Genomic DNA, 17,159 nt, shown 5'->3' on the forward strand with positions numbered 1-17,159 from the left:
AAATATATAAATTTTTTATAGCTTCTGAGTAGTATGTACTTCTAACCATGCATTATAAAATTCTTCAACTGACGCATAGCGTTCGCTTCGATTTTCATTTACAGCACGATAAGCTATCTCAAATAAACCTTTACTAGCTTCCCATTTTATAAAGGAACGATCTTGTCCGCCACCTAAAAGCGTGAAAGCCATTGCACCCATATTAAATACATTCGTTTTTCCATCTATTATTGCGTTAAGCTGAAATTCTTCAGGGGACATAAAGCGTGATGATCCCCATAATCGCCCCATTGTATTTATGTAAGGTTTTTTACTGTATAAATCAATATCGCAAATTTTTGTTTCATTTGTTTTAAAGTTATACAAAATACTACCATCATAAAAATCAATAGCTACATAGTTTTTATACTCTACATAAGCATGAAAAGAAAAAATAGAATGTAATGAAATAAGTCGGTCCTTAACGGATAATTTCTTATATTTATAAAATGGTGAGTTAGAATCTTTATATTTCGCCGGGGGTGGGAAACTCCAGTGCGGATGAAGACATTCACCATCAAACCACTCAAAAATTAAAACATATCCATGTTGTACTGGAAAGTGTTCAATTAAGTTTATAAGTGAATTGTGCTTTAATTCATTGTAAAGAATAACTGAATTTTTTAATCTTATTATCGCTGCATCTGTAGACCCTTTATATGCTATTGTTTGTGCCCCTGCATATTTAATAAATTTCTTTTGACCATTCTTTTCAACCCCAAAGCAAATATTACCCGAATCTTGTTGATCAAAAGCTACAAATACTTTTCCTAATTTCATAAGCCAATCAAAATTATGATGCTCTTTTAATTGGAATGTTATATTATTTAACTGAATTTCAACTGGAATATCTTTCATTATTCACCTCGGATTAAATATAATTAAATTGTATATTGCAGTATTCGACATATTTTGTGAAATCCCTATGTTATTAATGTGAAATTTTATGAATATAATGATGTACAGTTATAAGGAGGAAAGAAAATGGATGAAAAAATCATAATTAAACCGTACCAACATCATTGGCATAAAGAGTTTTTAAATGAAAAAAATAAAATTACGTCTTTATTAAATAAAGAAGTGATAACAATGGAACATATAGGAAGTACAGCGGTAGAAGGATTAGGAGCTAAACCTCTTATTGATATGATGATTGGCGTAACAAACTTACAAATTACTGAAAATTGGACTGAAAGCCTTGCGGAAATTGGATATGAATATGTTCCTAAAAAAAACTCTAATTGGCGTTTTTTTAGAAAAGGAAAATGGAGAGCTGGTACCCACCATTTACATGTTTATATTTATAATAGTGAAGAATGGAAGAACAACCTTTTATTTCGAGATTTTCTCATAAAGCATGAATGGGCACGAAAAGAATATAGAGGTTTAAAAGAAAGACTTGCTACTACATATCCTTTCGATCGAGTTGCTTATACAAATGAAAAAGCGCCGTTTATTCAAAAAATAATAATTTTAGCTAAAAGGGATCGATACAAAATTTAAGTCGCTTTGAAATTCTCATTTTATTTTAATCTTTCTCTCATGTTCCTTTCTTTTTTATTTGATACACTGCTTGTTACAAAGCCTTTATAAGTAAGGGGATAAAAAATGGATAAGATACTAAGAAATAAATATGTTCATATGTATGTTAAAATAATAGGTATTACTATTATTATTTGCAGTGTAGCATTGCTATTTATTAATGTTTTGTACGGGAATGTATTAAATGTAAAAGAATTAAATAAGAAATTAGGTTCTTTCGGTGAATATGGGGCAATTCTAGCTGCATCATTATGGTTGTTACGTCAAATATCGTTATTTTTAAAGAAGAAAAATATGTACGGATTTAAAATAATTAAAGAGCTATATCTTTTTATAAAACAGTTTCACGTATTAATTGGATACGCTGTAATAGCTGTTGCGACTACTCACGGTATTTACTTTTTAATAAAAGGAAGTCGTCATATTATACTAATATACAGTGGTATATTTTCTCTTTTAGCCTTAATAGCATTAGGGATTGCAGGATTTGTTTTACAGAAATCTAATCAGAAAACAAAATTGAAGATGTATCGAAAAGTACATCAATTCATTGCGGTTATATTCGGAATAGGATTGCTTATTCATTTAATCGTATAGGAGGAAGTATCGTTGCAACATATATTAATTATTGAAGATGAGGAAAGCTTAGCAGATTTTTTAGAATTAGAATTAAAGTATGAAGGATATAAAGTAGATATACAACTTGACGGAAGAAAGGGATTAGAAGCAGCACTTGAAAATAGTTATGATCTCATTTTACTTGATTTAATGTTACCAGGATTAAATGGACTGGAAGTATGTCGTCGACTAAGAGCAACTAAAAGTACACCTATTATTATGTTGACTGCTCGTGATAGTATTATGGACCGTGTGACAGGGTTAGATAGTGGAGCTGATGATTATCTTCCAAAACCGTTTGCGATTGAAGAACTTTTAGCACGTATGAGAGTTATATTTAGAAGAGAAGAAAATATAGAGCATAAGCACACATCTTCTCTTACGTTTAAAGACTTACAGCTTCAAATTGAATCTCGAACTATAACTAAAGGAAATGAAGAAATCGAACTTACAAATAAAGAATTCGAGCTACTGCTTATGTTTATGAAAAATATTAATCGAGTTCTTACCCGTGATATTTTACTTGACCAAGTATGGGGATATGATGCAATGGTTGAGACAAATATCGTTGATGTATATGTTCGTTATTTACGGAATAAGTTACATAGTGTAGATAAGGAGGAATATATCCAAACAGTTCGCGGTGCTGGATATATAATGAAATGATAAAAAACATTATGTACCGAATTCGAAATTTACCTATAAAGTGGAAGTTAACACTTTGGTCCACTACACTTGTATTCATATTGTTTATTTTGTATAGCGCGTTACAATTCATTGTAATTAATAAGTGGACTATAGATTATGAACAGAAACAAATAAACAGACAAGTGACAGAAATAGCAGCATATTTTCAAGATAAAAATGATACACTTTCGAGCAAAACATTTGAAAACAGTAAAGAATTTCTTAACAATATGATTGATAAACATCAAATGATTCGTATTATAGGAAATGATGGAAAATCCATTGTTACTGTTTCGCGAGATTTTAATGAAGCGTGGGTAGAACCAAAAATGGTTTTACAAGATGAATCATTTATAAAAAGACAGATAGAAGATCGAATATTAATTGAACGAATACCAATTCAAACAAAAAAATTTACAGGAACTATTGAACTTGCGAAAAACTTAGAGACATTTGATCATTTATTAAAAATAATTTTAGTGGTAATGGTTATCGCCGGGATATGTGGATTAGTGCTTAGTTTTTTAGGCGGGATACTTATAACGAAAAAGCTTTTATCAAGTGTCCAAAACATAACGGATACGATGAAGCGCATTAAGAAAAACGGACTAAATGAAAGAGTTCCAGTACGAGAAAATAATGATGAACTCGCAAAATTATCGATTCTTTTTAATGAAATGATGGATGAGGTAGAAACTTCTTTTACACAGCAAAAACAGTTTGTAGAAGACGCATCGCATGAATTACGAACACCATTAACAATTATTCAAGGGCACTTATCAATGCTGAATCGATGGGGGAAAAATGATCCAGCAGTATTGGATAAATCTCTTCAATCCAGTCTAAAAGAAGTAGATCGATTAAATAAATTAGTTTCAGAATTGCTAGAGCTATCAAGAGCTGAATCAGAACAGATGCATCCAATAGCAGTCGAACAAGTCCATGTTAATAGCGTATTAAAACAAGTTACACAAAACTTTGCAGTACTTCAAACTGACTTTCAATTTGATATGAAATTGGATGCAGAGGAAGCATATATTTCAATGCCATCATCTTACTTAGAGCAAGTTATTATTATTGTAATGGATAATGCAGTGAAATATGCAAAAGAAGTTAATAAGTATATTTGCATTGAATCAAGTATACAATCGGGAAAAGTTAAAATTCGCATAATAGATCATGGAGCGGGAATACCTGAAGGGGATTTACCATTTGTTCTTAATCGTTTTTATAGAGTCGATAAAGCGAGAAGTCGAAAACAGGGTGGAAATGGTCTGGGTCTATCTATAGCAAAAAGGCTTGTAGAAAAATATAACGGAGCTATTCAATTAGAGAGTAAAGAAAATGAAGGAACAATTGTAACGATTACATTTCCTTATGCTACTCATTAATAGTTAAAGGTAGAAAGTTCTTTTTGAAAAAACTCTTTAAAAGGAGGAATACATTTTGTATTTCCTCCTTTTTTGATGCTTACTAATCAAATTATTTTATTTATTTCGATATTTCTAGTACATTTAAAGTATTAAGGGGGAATAATTAATGAAAGCTATTGTACATCAACATAAAAAAGGATTAAAAGGTTTAGAATATAAATTATCATCGGAGATAACTCCTAATGTTGGGGAAGTTAAAGTGAAATTAAAAGCAGCAGGTTTAAATCATCGTGATTTATTTATAATAAATAATAGAAGAGAAATGAAATCACCTTTAATTTTAGGATCAGATGGTGCAGGTATTGTTACGGAATTAGGAGAAGGTGTTTCAAATATCACACTACATACAGAGGTTATTATAAATCCTAGTATTGGATGGAATAATACTCATGAAATACCAGAGTTACCTGAAGTATTAGGTGGACCAACAGATGGAACGTTTGCCGAATATGTTATTCTGCCAGCTGAAAATGTAGTGAAAAAGCCATCCTATCTTTCGTGGGAAGAATCGAGTGTGTTATCTTTATCGGCATTAACTGCATATAGAGCGCTTTTCACAAAAGGTAGATTGAAATCCGAAGAACATGTTCTAATTCCGGGAATTGGCGGTGGTGTAGCTACTTATGCTATGTTATTTGCTAAAGCAATCGGAGCAAAGGTGAGTGTTACTTCAAGGATAGAGAGCAAAAGAAAGGCTGCAGAAAAATATGGAGCAGACTTTTCTTTTAATAGTTCTGGTAATTGGGAAGAGTGCTTACATGGCGAAAAAGTAGATTTAATTATAGATAGTATAGGGCCAGCAACTTTCTTAAAATATTTTGATATATTAAAACCAAATGGAAAAATCGTTAATTTTGGTGCAAGTTCAGGAGATAAAATTGAATTACCTTTACGAGCATTATTTTATAATCAAATCGATATTATGGGAACATCAATGGGAAGTAGTGAGGAATTTAATGAGATGATTCATTTTATAGAGGAACATAATATTAAACCAATCATTGATAAAGTATATCCATTAGAAGAAGCAATTCAAGCTTTAAATCGAATGCAGCAAGGAGAACAATTCGGTAATATAGCCCTTCGTATGAAATGAAAATATGATTTCGTAGCTAGTATATTTAAATGAACATGTTAAGTATTATATTCATACATAGAGTGTTTACCATACTATTTTAAATGTTTTATAATTTTTATACATATTTAGCACGTGTAAATAGTTACACGATTGTCAAATTAATAGTAGCAAAATGAGAATTAGATGAGAAAAGTTTAAGCCCATTTTCATATTAATGTTGTATACTGTGTAAGTCAAGAACACTTGTATCTTTATTTAAAGTACAATGAGAAAGAATAAGGAGAGAGTAATATGAATTACACAGTATTTCAATGGATTAATAATTTTGCTGGATCATCCAAGCTATTAGATACGCTAATGATCGCTATTACAAATAGTGTTCCATATGTAGCTATTTTATTTATGCTTATCCTATGGTTCAATAATGGAAAGAAAGAGAATGCAATTAGAAAACAATATACAGTGTTATATACGACACTTTCAGTTAGTATTGCATTATTAGTAAATGTTCTTATACATGCGGTATATTATCATCCGCGTCCTTTTATTACACATCATGTAAATCAATTAGTACCGCATGCAGCAGATTCATCATTTGTAAGTGATCATTCCGTACTTGTATTTTCGATTGCTTTCGCATTTATTCTTAGAGGAGAAAAACTTAAATATATCGCGCTTATATGGGCAATATTAGTCGGTGTATCACGCATGTACGTAGGTGTTCATTATCCTCTAGATATACTTGGTGCTGCGTTCTTAACATTTATTACAAGCGGATTAGTAATGCAAAGTACACGTATATTTGAACCGTTAGCAAACTTTATTTTCAAAATGTATGCACTAGTAGCAAAACGAGTTCCTTTTTTAGCGAAATATAACCACACATCGTAAACTTAAGAACCTACAAAAAGTAGGTTCTTTTTATTTGAAGATTCTAAAATTTCACTTACCGTATTTAATATTTAAAAACATAAAATGATAAGAAACAATTGGCAACATAGATTGTTTTCTTATCGTTTTAGAGGAATTCACTAAAAAAACTTCGAAAAATATAGTATCTAAAATAAAAAAGCGCATATTTGCATTAATAAATTGTAAAGGAAAGGAGATAAGTATGCATAAACTTCAAACGAATAAAGGCGCTCGATATATGATGATTGCTTTTATTGTTTTGTTTCTTACTATGCTTTTACGTATATTTTATATTCAAGCTGTAGGAGTCGTGCATAATGTTAATGTAAAGGATCTTGCAAATGAACAACATAACAAAAATGGAGTTCTGGAAGCAAATCGTGGTACAATTTATGACCAAAATGGGAAAGTATTAGTTCAAGATTCAACAACATATCGCATCGTTGTAAATTTAAAGGGAAAAGATAAATTAAAAGATAAAGAAGACACTGCTCAACGTTTAGCAGATGCGCTTGAAGTTGATAAAGAGGAAATCATGAAAAATTTCCATGAAGGACGTACACAAGTGGAAATTGGTAAAATTGGTCGGAATTTATCTAGAAATGTGAAGGAAACAATTAAAGATTTAAAAATACCAGGTGTATCTTTTAAAACTGAAAAAGCCAGAGTATATCCAAATGAAGATTTCGCTTCTTATATACTAGGTTTTGCAAGACCAGATGATAAAGGCAATGCAGAAGGGAAATTTGGTCTTGAAAAAAGTTTAGATAAATATTTGCGCTCTACAAATGGAAATATTTCATATTTAGGCACTCGAAAAGGAATTCCGCTTACAAATGATATAGAAAAAATAGAACCTGCTAAAAATGGGCATAACGTATATCTCACATTAGATAAACAAATTGCTAGTTTTTTAGAAGAAGCGATGAATAAAGCACAGCAACACTATGATCCTTCTATGTTAGTAGGTATTATTGCGGATCCAAAAACAGGTAAGATTTTAGCCATGTCTAGTAAGCCTAGTTATAATCCTAACAAAGGAGACATTGAATATTTTTTAAATGATCCAATTGCAAACGCATACGAGCCAGGGTCTACAATGAAAGTTTTTACATTAGCTGCAGCAATTAATGAAGGTGTATATAACGGGAGAGAATATTTCCAATCAGGAAAATACGCAGTTGGTTCAGCAGAAATTAAAGACCATAATGGTGGTTATGGATGGGGTTCTATTACATTTGATGAAGGGTTTGAACGATCATCAAATGTCGGCTTTTCTATTTTAGAAGATCAGTTATTGAAGCCAAACAACTTTAAAAAGTATATGAATAAATTTGGATTCAATCAAAAAACAGGCATAGATCTACCTGGAGAAAGTAAAAATACATTATTGTTAAACACACAGATTCAACAAGTTACTACTTCTTTCGGTCAAGGTTCAACTGTAACTCCTATTCAATTAGTACAAGCTGCTACAGCAATAGCGAATGACGGGAAAATGATGAAGCCATTTATTGTTGATAAAGTTGTAAATCCAACAAACAATCAAGTTATTATGGAAAATCAACCTAAAGAAATAGGGAATCCGATTAAAAAAGAAACTGCAGATAAGGTAAGGAACTTAATGGAGCGTGTAATAACTTCATCAAAAGGAACGGGAACGATGTATAAAGTTGATGGTTATCCGATTGGTGGTAAAACAGGAACAGCACAAATTCCAAATCCTGAAAATGGACGATATATGGAAGGAAAGGAAAATTACATTTTTTCATTTCTAGGAATGGCTCCGATTGATGATCCACAATTAGTCGTATATTTAGCCATTAAGCAACCGAATTTAAAGGGGGATGAGTACGGCGCTCAACCTCTTGCTGAAATTTTTAAACCAGTTATGAAAAACAGTTTAGAATATTTAAAGGTGAAACCATATACAGAAAAACAAATGGCAGATGCAACGAAGCAATCTCAAATAAAAGCACAAAATTATGTGAACCAATCGATGGATAAAGTAAAAAATATTGCAGAAAAAGAGAAACTTCAGCCAGTATTATTAGGAGAAGGACAGATAATAAAACAATATCCACAGGCTGATGAGGTGATAAGTGAAGGAGATCGTATATTTCTAGTAGGAAATAATGTGAAAATACCTAACTTAAAAGGTTGGTCAATGCGTGATGTTATGTATTTATCAAAATTATTTAAATTAGATTTAAAAACGACAGGTACGGGCTATGTGACGAGTCAAAGTATTGAAAAAGGACAAGATTTACAAGAAGGGGCTACTTTAAAGCTAGATTTAGAGCCCCCGTTACAACCATTAGCAGAAGCGGATACAAATTAATAAGGATTTTGAAATAGCCTATTATCTATAGGCTATTTTTGATAAGGTGACAAGCAATTTCACGCACCGTATTTTTTATAAAAAATATTAAATAAAACATTTATCAGTTGCTAAAACAAAAACCCTTTCATATATATAAATTAGAACAGTCGTTCAATTTTAAGGATTACACGGTGAAAGGAGCCACCTGTGACTAAAAGACGATATGATGGCGAATTAGCCAAACAAATTATAGCTGAAAAAGCCACAGAGTTATTTTCTTTAAAAGGATATACAAGGACCTCGATTGAAGACATCGCAAAAGCATCTGGCTACAGCAAAGGGCATATATATTATCATTATAAAAATAAAGAAAACTTATTTGTTTATTTAGCTAAAAACAGTATGCGAAACTGGCACGAAAAGTGGATAACAGCAGAAAAAGATTACAAGAACGCTACTGAAAAATTATATGGAATGGCTAACTATGTACTATATAATTATACAACCCCTTTATTGAAAGCAGGTCAAGAACTTGCTTCGGATCCAAGCACAAACTCTTCTACAGTTCAGCAACTTTATGGTTTAGCTGTTGTCCCCTTAACTGCATATCAACAAATTTTAGATGAAGGTATAAAAAGTGGCGAATTCTTCATAAACAATATTGAAAACTCAAGTCTTTTATTAGGGGCATGGCTAGGTGGATTATGCCAGTTTATCTATTCAATTGAAACTGAAGAATTAGAGCTCTTATTTGAAGAAGCGATTACAATTTTTTTGCTTTCTATTTCAAACAAACCTGTTTAACACTCTTACATCTTTTATTCCATTTATTTATGGAAGGGGAGTTCTGTGAAATGAAAATAGGATTATATGGAGATAGCTTAACAGAAGGAAGGCCAGGTATTTCATTTTATAACATATTAAATGAAGAATTTCCGAATGATACGTTATACAATCTTGGTAAACCAGGCGAAACGGTTATAAGTTTAACAAATCGAGTAAGCTCCCAAATACCCAAAAATCATTTTGATATTTCTTTCTTATGGATTGGTGTAAATGATATTTATACAAAACTATTAAAGGTAAAAGCAAATCCAATAACATCAAATGAAGTGGAATTCCAAGAACACTATAAGCTATTGCTCGAGAAAATTATGAGTCACTCCAACATAGTCGTTGCAGTATCGCCTACGATTGTTGGAGAAAATATAAATAGTGAATGGAATAAACAAATAAGGGTATTAGGAAACACTATATTTACACTATCGAAACAATATGAAAATGTATTGTACCTTGATTTATATATAGAATTTGCATCATTACTCGAAAATAATAATCCCTCTGAATATATAGCAACTAACCCCATAAAGATAATGTGGGAAGCTTTATTCTTAAAAAAGCAAGAAAAAATAGATCTTGTATCACAAAAAAGAGATCTATATTTGACTTTAGATGGAGTGCATTTAAATAGTAAAGGCGCCGCATTGGTTGCTAATCAATATGCTAAAACAATTCATTTAATAAAGAAATAAGTGTATTGTGATACGTTAATTAGAACAATTGTTCAATTTCTTACTTTCGTCCGTATGCTTTATATATTGATAACAGGAGATGTTTATATGGATGAGCAAAGAGTCGCGATTATCACTGGCGGAGCTTCTGGAATTGGGAAATCTTTATCTATTCAATTAGCCAATAAGGGGCTATTTGTAATTATTGCAGATATTAATGAAACTGCTGGCCAAGAAGTTGTGAATTATATTAGAAATAACAATCAGCATGCTAGGTTTGAAAATTTAAATGTTACAAATGCTGAATCTGTCGAAAAACTGATAAATAATATATATAATGAATTTGGAAGAATTGATTATATGTTTAATAACGCAGGAATTGCTATGTACGGAGAAGTACTAGATATGTCATTAAATGATTGGAAACGAATAATTGAAATAAATTTATTAGGAGTAATTTATGGTACGCAAGCAGTTTATAAGCACATGAAAACACAAGGATTTGGACATATCATTAATACAGCATCTGCTACAGGACTAGGGCCAGCTCCACTTTGTGCTGCCTACGCTACAACAAAGCATGCTATTGTAGGGTTAACAACTTCATTACATTATGAGGCAGAAGAATACGGTGTAAATGTAAGTGTGCTTTGTCCAACTTTTGTAGATACACCTATCTTTGAAAAATCAATTGCAATTAATATGAATAAGGATCACATTATGAAACAACTAAAAACAAATAAGCCAATTTCAGCTGACAAGTTTGCTGAAATTGCACTGAAATCTATTCATAAAAATAAATTAGTAATATGTCCAATGCCATTAAAAAAAACAATGGACGTATTTTTTACTATATTTCCTTATTTTCATAAAAAACTAATGCGTTTCGTATGCCGAATTGGACGAAAAGCAAAAATGACACAACTTTAAATATCTGATTATTTTTTATTTACAGTTAAATGAACTTTTGATAATATGGAAAAAATTAAATGCAGTGAAGAGAAGAGTAAATAAAATGAATTTTTCACAGAGAGCTCCATTTAGCTGAAAAGGAGTAAAAATTCTTTATTGAACCAAGCCTCTGAGCAGCACATCGGAACCTTTTATGAGGGGGTGGTGTGACGGGAGCTCCCGTTATAGAGCTAAGGTATAAGCATGAAAACAATGCAGTACCTGATAAGGTTGATATGGCGACATATTAATAAACTAGGGTGGCACCGCGATGATAAATCTCGTCCCTAAGACTTTAAGTCTTGGGGGTGGGATTTTTTTATTGTTTTAAAACAATTTAGAAAGTGGGGACCTAAAGTGAAAAAATTGCTTAAAGATTGGAAATACCCTTTATTACTACTGTCTGGAGTTGGTATTGCGAATTTAGGTGCATGGATTTACTTAATAGCACTGAATATACTTGTCTATAATATGGGAGGCTCAGCCTTAGCTGTTGCTACTTTATATGTGATAAAACCATTAGCCGCTTTATTTACAAACGCTTGGTCAGGAAGTATGATAGATCGTTTAAATAAGCGGAAGTTAATGGTTTATCTCGATATATATCGTGCAGTATTTATCGCTATTTTACCCTTGGTTCCATCCCTTTGGATTGTCTATCTCTTAGTATTCTTTATAAGCATGGCCAGTGCGATTTATGAACCGACTGCCATGACGTATATGACGAAATTAATTCCAGTAGAGCAAAGACAGCGTTTCAATTCATTACGTAGTTTAATAGGATCTGGTGCATTTCTAATTGGTCCAGCAGTGGCGGGAGTATTATTAATAACTAGTACACCAGAGTTTGCTATATATATGAATGCTATAGCATTTCTGTTATCGGGGTTCATTACATTACTTTTACCTAATCTTGATAAAAAAGACGATCCTAATACATCCCGTGATAAATTGTCTCTAATTTTATTAAAGAAAGATTGGAACGTAGTTTTAAATTTTAGTAAAAAATCTGTGTATATAGTATGTGTTTACTTCTTATTCCAGGGGATGATGGTATTAGCTACCGCTATGGATTCACTTGAACTATCGTTTGCGAAAGAAGTTTTACTGTTAACAGATAGTGAGTATGGTTTCCTAGTTAGTATTGCTGGGGCAGGCTTTATTTTAGGCGCAATAACTAATACAATTTTGTCAGGAAAATTAGCACCTTCATTTCTTATAGGAGTGGGTTCGTTATTTATCGCAATCGGTTATTTAGTCTATGCTTTTTCAAATGAGTTTTTAATAGCTGCTATCGGATTCTTTATTTTATCTTTCTCTATGGCATATGCAAATACAGGATTTTATACATTTTATCAAAATAACATCCCTGTTCATATGATGGGACGGATCGGAAGTATATATGGGCTCGTTATTGCCGTTTTAACAATTTTTATTACGATACTGTTCGGTATTGCAACTCAATCCACTTCTATACAATTTGTAGTCATTGTAGGAGTATCGGTAATGCTACTTATTACTATCATATTGTGTGTGTTTACCTTATTACCTTCAAGGTCCAAGGTATGTTCAGCTGAATCAATAGATTCGAAATAATTTTTTCTTCCTTTTTACAATTAGTGGTACGTAATTAGAGGGTTCTTCCATCTATATATTGAACAATAATTAGGTGGAAGAACATTATTGGCATATGAGGGTGGTTGTTATGATCAATACAAAGGATGCGGTTGAGAGAATTGTAAAAGAACTGTACCAAGAATTAGAGTTTTCTGGAGTAGTCTTAATTAAAAGAGAAAATGACATTATCTACGAAAGCTCGTTTGGATATTCTAACCGAAGTGAACGAATAAATAATACACTACAAACACGATTTGGCATTGCTTCAGGTTGTAAATTATTCACTGCAATTGGCATCTGTCAACTTGTTGAAAAATGTGTAATTACTTTTCATACAAAATTAAAAGATTGTTTACATATTGAATTTCCAAACTTCGATAAAGATATTACAATACATCAACTTTTAACACATAGCTCTGGTATTCCTGATTATTTTGATGAAAGTATTATGGATAACTTTGAGGACCTTTGGAAACAAACGCCTATGTATCTTTTAAAAGGTTTAAGCGACTTTTTACCATTATTCCAAAACAGTACTATGATGTTTGCACCAGGAAGTAAGTTTCACTACAACAATGCCGGTTTTATCATACTTGGATTAATTATAGAACAACAGACGGGACTCGAATTTACGGAATATATAAAAAAGAATATATTCATGCCAATTGGAATGAATGATTCCGGCTATTTTTCTTTAGATAGATTACCAACGCATACAGCCCTTGGATATATAAAAGATGGAAATAACGAAAAGTGGAGAACAAATACATACTCTATACCTATAAAGGGCGGTGCTGATGGTGGGGCTTACATTACCGCGCCGGACATGTTGAAATTTTGGGAGGCTCTATTTAACAATGAAATATTAAACCGCGAATATACGAAGTTACTTTTAACTCCTCACATTTTGGTAAACGATAGTCAGTCTTACGGCTATGGAATATGGATTGAGAAAAAACAAAACAACATTATTAAATATCATGTAATGGGTTATGATCCAGGTGTGAGTTTTCGCTCGGCCGTATACCCAGACTTAGGAATTACATTAGTTATTCCATCAAATAAAGGGGCAGGACCTGAAAAATTAATGGCAGAAATAGAAGGAGTTTTTTGATTACATGGATATTAAGATTAGGGCATATAAAAAAGACGATGAAATAGGCTGGGTACGTTGTCGTGCGTTATCTTTTTTAGATACTGCATATTATGATAATGTATTTAGAGAGAAAGAAAAATATGAAAATCCTGCTATTGAATTAGTAGCTGTACACGAAGATCAAATAGTGGGTTTAATAGATATTGAATACGAATTAGAAGAACGTACTGTTTGTTCAAGAGGAACTGGTCTTGGCGGTATGATTTGGCATATTGCAGTTCATCCCGATTTTCGCAGAATGAGAATTGGTAATCAGCTATTAAATGAAGCAGAAAAGTTAGCGAAAGAACTTAAGCTAAATCGACTGGAAGCATGGACTAGAGATGATTTATGGGTTCAACAATGGTATGGAAATAATGATTTTGTAAACGTAGATTCCTATTTACATGTATATTCTGATCATACAGATGAAATAAAAGATGTGATAAATAGTAATATAAAACAGTTATATCCGGTTCAAACATTTGCTCATTATACAGGTGAAAATAAAGAAGAAATAAGAAAACAATTTAAACGGGTTCATGATTGTGTCTGCTTTGAAAAGTATTTTAGTTAATGCGATAAGCGATAAATCGAAAACCTTCATTTTATATACAAAATGAAGGTTTTCTTTAATGGATTTCAATTATAGATACATAAAAATTATGTTATATATACACTTAATTATTAGGGTTTGTTATATCAGTTTGTATTGAATTGTTACAATTAATTGAGTCGATAATTAGTGGATGGGGACGCATTACCGATATTGATGATGTAATCTGTAACGTTCTAGGTTCTATTCTTGGATATTTCATTTATAAAATCACTTTAAAACTAGCTGCTAAATTTAACATTCAAGTATTAGATAAAACTAATTCTAAAGGTGTAGAATCTATGGAGAACTAAAAGTTTAAACGAGTTCATAAAAAATGTACTTGTTTTGAATAAAGGTACTAAAAGACGTACGAGTAAAAAGTGCGTCTTTTTGCTTTTATAAATAATGCTTAGGACTGATGAAAAATCACATTCTATATTTTACAATTCAAAGTAGCTATTGTATTTCAAGTATGGAATAAAGAAAGGGAAATATAATTTTTAAAGGGAAGTGAGTAAATAGGGGGGGGATTTAATTGGATATTATCGTTGTTATTCTTATTATCGTTTTAATGCAAGGGAAAGAACGTAAAATAAAAATTAATCGTATTTGGCTCGTTCCAGCTTTATTGTGTTATGTAACAACTCAATCCATTGTTCACATGGAGCAAGTAACTTTATTGCAAGGACTTCTTTTCGTTGCAATGCTTGGAATTGGATTGGTCCTTGGAATTATAAGAGGCAAAGCTTTAACATTTCGATTAGATAGTGAAACGGGTCATGTATTACGAAAAGGAAATTTGTTAAGTACAGTTATTCTCCTTGTTATTTTAGGTGCGAAAATCGTAATTAAGCAAAGCATGTTTTCTGGCAGTACGCCCTATACATTAATGATTGTAACGAATGCCTTTTTATGTATCACATTAGGTACTGTTATTAGTAGACGATATTATATTTGGAAGAAATATAATGAATTAACACAAAAAGTATAAAAAATTCATCCCTTGTTTAACAATCTTTTGAATGGTGATACTAATTAACATTGAACTTTTTATAATAAGGGATGATATTATGATTTTTATCTATACAGACTTCGGTGGAACACATACAACTTCACTCGCTGCAGCTTATCATCTAAATAAATTACCAACTGATCGGAAGTTAACGAAAGAAGAAATTTTAAATGTGGATTACTTTAATAAATTGAAAACAGAAGATATGGGGAAAATTATTTTTCATGGACAAGATGAATATGGGAATCCTGTATATACAATTGGATGCGGGGCATCAAAAGTCGTTGTACCTGCGATGAAGCATTTAGGAGAGATTCTGCAAAAACATTATCAAAGCCATGAAAAGATTATTTTTTCTAATACATCACCAACAGTTCCTTTACCAATGACTTTAGGTGGTCTGTTTTCTAGAAGGTTACACATCGACTTTATCGGTGTACCGTTACTCGTATGGGGAGCGAAAATTTGCTGTGATAACATACAACGACTTGTCAGTTATACGAAAGAAGCTGGGCGAATGACCAATGATTATGTTGTAATTTTAGATAATGAAACCTTTAAATAATGTATTATTAGAGAAAAATCGGGAAAATATCCTGATTTTCTTTTTTATTTGTGAAATAGACAAAAAATATTCACAATTAATATTCATCTACTATAGCCAAAACAATAAAGTCCTGTTACTATTACAGGGATATTCTCTTTTTATAATATAAATATATAGAAAAGTCAGAAAAGAGGAATTGAATTAAGGGAGGAACAACATGAAGCATGTTGCTTGGATTACTGATAGTACAACTGCGAGTTTTACAACAGAAGGAGATAACTTTGTTATCCCAATTGAAGTTATTATTGATGGAGTGTCGTACAAAGATTGTGAAGAAGGTGTGCGTGAGCGCGTCTATAATGCGTTAAGCGAAGGTAAAACTGTCACTACATCACAGCCAAACATTGGGGAAATGGTAGAGTTATTTACGAAATGCAAAGAAGAATACGAAGAAGGATTCGCAGTCGCTATTAGCGGAAAAGTAAGTGGAACCTATCAAAATATGAAGCTAGCTGCAGAAATGGCAGGTTTCCCTTTAACTGTTTTAGATAGTGAAACAACAAGTTATCCAATGGATGAACTAATTAGAAAAGCGAAATCGTTATACAATGATGGTATGACTTTACAAGATATACACAAAACATTAGTAGATGAAAAAAGAAGGCCTTTTCATGTATTTCCAAAGAGTTTAAAAGGTCTATATGCAAGTGGTCGTGTAAAAGGAGTACAATTTTTACTTGGAAGTTTATTAAGTGTCAACTTAATATTGGAAGTAAAAGGTGGGGAACTTTTACTTGAAAAGAAAGTGCGCAAAATCCAAAAGTGTAGAGAATACATTAAAAATGAACTTGAGAAAGAGCTACCAAAAGTACTCCATATGTTCCATGCTAATGATAAAGATGGTGCTGAGGAATGGATTTCAGATATAAGACAAGCATTCCCTGAAATGGATTTCAAACTGTATCCATTACCAATTTCATTTGCTGTTCATGCCGGTGAAGGTACAATAGCAATTAGTTATTAAAAAGAAAACCCGTGAATGATTCGCGGGTTTTTTTTTTATATAAAACCTTCATTACATCATCCCCCGTATCATAAATAATAATGTATAGATAAAAGGATTTTCTACTATAAAAAAAGAAGTATTTATAAAAAA

The 17,159-nt window shown here is 31.7% G+C and carries 17 protein-coding genes, 1 pseudogene and 1 other annotated feature; of the genes and pseudogenes, 17 read left to right on the forward strand and 1 reads right to left on the reverse strand.

Annotation, left to right across the window (positions count from 1 at the left end; all coding sequences use genetic code 11):
- Nucleotides 1-15 precede the first annotated feature (15 nt).
- Nucleotides 16-897: a protein kinase family protein gene (locus MR109_RS15130; RefSeq protein ID WP_242272740.1), complete on the reverse strand. Its 882-nt coding sequence runs from the start codon at nucleotides 895-897 to the stop codon at nucleotides 16-18.
- A 126-nt stretch (nucleotides 898-1,023) separates the two neighbouring features.
- Between MR109_RS15130 and MR109_RS15135 the strand changes: the two genes are divergently transcribed.
- The 17 genes and pseudogenes from MR109_RS15135 to MR109_RS15215 all read left to right on the forward strand — a co-directional run bounded on the left by MR109_RS15135 (nucleotide 1,024) and on the right by MR109_RS15215 (nucleotide 17,027).
- Nucleotides 1,024-1,542 carry a GrpB family protein gene (locus MR109_RS15135; RefSeq protein WP_002172175.1) on the forward strand — a complete coding sequence of 173 codons (519 nt, stop codon included), beginning with the start codon at nucleotides 1,024-1,026 and terminating at the stop codon, nucleotides 1,540-1,542.
- A 105-nt stretch (nucleotides 1,543-1,647) separates the two neighbouring features.
- The gene (locus tag MR109_RS15140; protein ID WP_242272743.1) at nucleotides 1,648-2,178 is read left to right on the forward strand and encodes a hypothetical protein; all 531 of its coding nucleotides are present in this window, start codon (nucleotides 1,648-1,650) and stop codon (nucleotides 2,176-2,178) included.
- A gap of 12 nt (nucleotides 2,179-2,190) precedes the next feature.
- Nucleotides 2,191-2,865, forward strand: a complete 675-nt coding sequence (locus MR109_RS15145; RefSeq protein WP_002172173.1) for a response regulator transcription factor — start codon at nucleotides 2,191-2,193, stop codon at nucleotides 2,863-2,865.
- Nucleotides 2,862-4,277 carry a sensor histidine kinase gene (locus tag MR109_RS15150; protein ID WP_242272744.1) on the forward strand — a complete coding sequence of 472 codons (1,416 nt, stop codon included), beginning with the start codon at nucleotides 2,862-2,864 and terminating at the stop codon, nucleotides 4,275-4,277. Before MR109_RS15145 ends, MR109_RS15150 begins: the two co-directional genes overlap by 4 nt.
- 148 nt (nucleotides 4,278-4,425) lie before the next feature.
- The gene (locus MR109_RS15155; protein WP_242272747.1) at nucleotides 4,426-5,415 is read left to right on the forward strand and encodes a zinc-binding dehydrogenase; all 990 of its coding nucleotides are present in this window, start codon (nucleotides 4,426-4,428) and stop codon (nucleotides 5,413-5,415) included.
- Nucleotides 5,416-5,688: 273 nt separating this feature from the next.
- Nucleotides 5,689-6,288 carry an undecaprenyl-diphosphatase gene (locus MR109_RS15160; protein WP_242272749.1) on the forward strand — a complete coding sequence of 200 codons (600 nt, stop codon included), beginning with the start codon at nucleotides 5,689-5,691 and terminating at the stop codon, nucleotides 6,286-6,288.
- 223 nt (nucleotides 6,289-6,511) lie between these two features.
- A complete protein-coding gene (locus MR109_RS15165; protein WP_242272752.1) occupies nucleotides 6,512-8,650 on the forward strand; it encodes a penicillin-binding protein in 2,139 nt (712 codons plus the stop codon).
- A gap of 189 nt (nucleotides 8,651-8,839) precedes the next feature.
- The gene (locus tag MR109_RS15170; RefSeq protein ID WP_071719440.1) at nucleotides 8,840-9,436 is read left to right on the forward strand and encodes a TetR/AcrR family transcriptional regulator; all 597 of its coding nucleotides are present in this window, start codon (nucleotides 8,840-8,842) and stop codon (nucleotides 9,434-9,436) included.
- Between the two features lie 50 nt (nucleotides 9,437-9,486).
- A complete protein-coding gene (locus MR109_RS15175; RefSeq protein ID WP_242272754.1) occupies nucleotides 9,487-10,164 on the forward strand; it encodes an SGNH/GDSL hydrolase family protein in 678 nt (225 codons plus the stop codon).
- Nucleotides 10,165-10,251: 87 nt separating this feature from the next.
- Nucleotides 10,252-11,073 carry an SDR family NAD(P)-dependent oxidoreductase gene (locus tag MR109_RS15180; protein WP_242272757.1) on the forward strand — a complete coding sequence of 274 codons (822 nt, stop codon included), beginning with the start codon at nucleotides 10,252-10,254 and terminating at the stop codon, nucleotides 11,071-11,073.
- Nucleotides 11,074-11,128: 55 nt separating this feature from the next.
- Nucleotides 11,129-11,386 (forward strand) — a binding site (T-box leader).
- A gap of 65 nt (nucleotides 11,387-11,451) precedes the next feature.
- Nucleotides 11,452-12,690: an MFS transporter gene (locus MR109_RS15185; protein ID WP_242272762.1), complete on the forward strand. Its 1,239-nt coding sequence runs from the start codon at nucleotides 11,452-11,454 to the stop codon at nucleotides 12,688-12,690.
- Between the two features lie 109 nt (nucleotides 12,691-12,799).
- Nucleotides 12,800-13,825: a serine hydrolase domain-containing protein gene (locus MR109_RS15190; protein WP_242272763.1), complete on the forward strand. Its 1,026-nt coding sequence runs from the start codon at nucleotides 12,800-12,802 to the stop codon at nucleotides 13,823-13,825.
- 4 nt (nucleotides 13,826-13,829) lie between these two features.
- Entirely contained in the window at nucleotides 13,830-14,423 is a 594-nt protein-coding gene (locus MR109_RS15195; RefSeq protein WP_242272765.1) for a GNAT family N-acetyltransferase, read from the forward strand.
- Nucleotides 14,424-14,530: 107 nt separating this feature from the next.
- Nucleotides 14,531-14,755 (forward strand): annotated as a pseudogene (locus MR109_RS15200) (VanZ family protein); the annotation flags it as partial.
- A gap of 224 nt (nucleotides 14,756-14,979) precedes the next feature.
- Complete coding sequence (locus MR109_RS15205) at nucleotides 14,980-15,435, forward strand: CcdC protein domain-containing protein (RefSeq protein WP_071719446.1); 456 nt, start codon at nucleotides 14,980-14,982, stop codon at nucleotides 15,433-15,435.
- A 79-nt stretch (nucleotides 15,436-15,514) separates the two neighbouring features.
- The gene (locus MR109_RS15210; protein WP_071719447.1) at nucleotides 15,515-16,021 is read left to right on the forward strand and encodes a DUF3189 family protein; all 507 of its coding nucleotides are present in this window, start codon (nucleotides 15,515-15,517) and stop codon (nucleotides 16,019-16,021) included.
- Between the two features lie 199 nt (nucleotides 16,022-16,220).
- A complete protein-coding gene (locus tag MR109_RS15215; protein WP_242272767.1) occupies nucleotides 16,221-17,027 on the forward strand; it encodes a DegV family protein in 807 nt (268 codons plus the stop codon).
- Nucleotides 17,028-17,159: the final 132 nt, after the last annotated feature.

This window comes from Bacillus cereus group sp. BfR-BA-01310, from assembly GCF_022664325.1.
In the GTDB taxonomy this organism is placed as follows: Bacteria; Bacillota; Bacilli; order Bacillales; family Bacillaceae_G; genus Bacillus_A; species Bacillus_A paramycoides.

What these genes read in the sequence shown, in the direction of transcription:
- MR109_RS15160 (WP_242272749.1), top strand. Translation starts at nt 5,689, where the DNA reads ATGAATTACACAGTATTTCAATGGATTAATAATTTTGCTGGATCATCC.
- MR109_RS15140 (WP_242272743.1), top strand. Translation starts at nt 1,648, where the DNA reads ATGGATAAGATACTAAGAAATAAATATGTTCATATGTATGTTAAAATA.
- MR109_RS15195 (WP_242272765.1), top strand. Translation starts at nt 13,830, where the DNA reads ATGGATATTAAGATTAGGGCATATAAAAAAGACGATGAAATAGGCTGG.
- MR109_RS15210 (WP_071719447.1), top strand. Translation starts at nt 15,515, where the DNA reads ATGATTTTTATCTATACAGACTTCGGTGGAACACATACAACTTCACTC.
- MR109_RS15190 (WP_242272763.1), top strand. Translation starts at nt 12,800, where the DNA reads ATGATCAATACAAAGGATGCGGTTGAGAGAATTGTAAAAGAACTGTAC.
- MR109_RS15165 (WP_242272752.1), top strand. Translation starts at nt 6,512, where the DNA reads ATGCATAAACTTCAAACGAATAAAGGCGCTCGATATATGATGATTGCT.
- MR109_RS15150 (WP_242272744.1), top strand. Translation starts at nt 2,862, where the DNA reads ATGATAAAAAACATTATGTACCGAATTCGAAATTTACCTATAAAGTGG.
- MR109_RS15175 (WP_242272754.1), top strand. Translation starts at nt 9,487, where the DNA reads ATGAAAATAGGATTATATGGAGATAGCTTAACAGAAGGAAGGCCAGGT.
- MR109_RS15215 (WP_242272767.1), top strand. Translation starts at nt 16,221, where the DNA reads ATGAAGCATGTTGCTTGGATTACTGATAGTACAACTGCGAGTTTTACA.
- MR109_RS15180 (WP_242272757.1), top strand. Translation starts at nt 10,252, where the DNA reads ATGGATGAGCAAAGAGTCGCGATTATCACTGGCGGAGCTTCTGGAATT.
- MR109_RS15130 (WP_242272740.1), bottom strand. Translation starts at nt 897, where the DNA reads ATGAAAGATATTCCAGTTGAAATTCAGTTAAATAATATAACATTCCAA.
- MR109_RS15155 (WP_242272747.1), top strand. Translation starts at nt 4,426, where the DNA reads ATGAAAGCTATTGTACATCAACATAAAAAAGGATTAAAAGGTTTAGAA.
- MR109_RS15135 (WP_002172175.1), top strand. Translation starts at nt 1,024, where the DNA reads ATGGATGAAAAAATCATAATTAAACCGTACCAACATCATTGGCATAAA.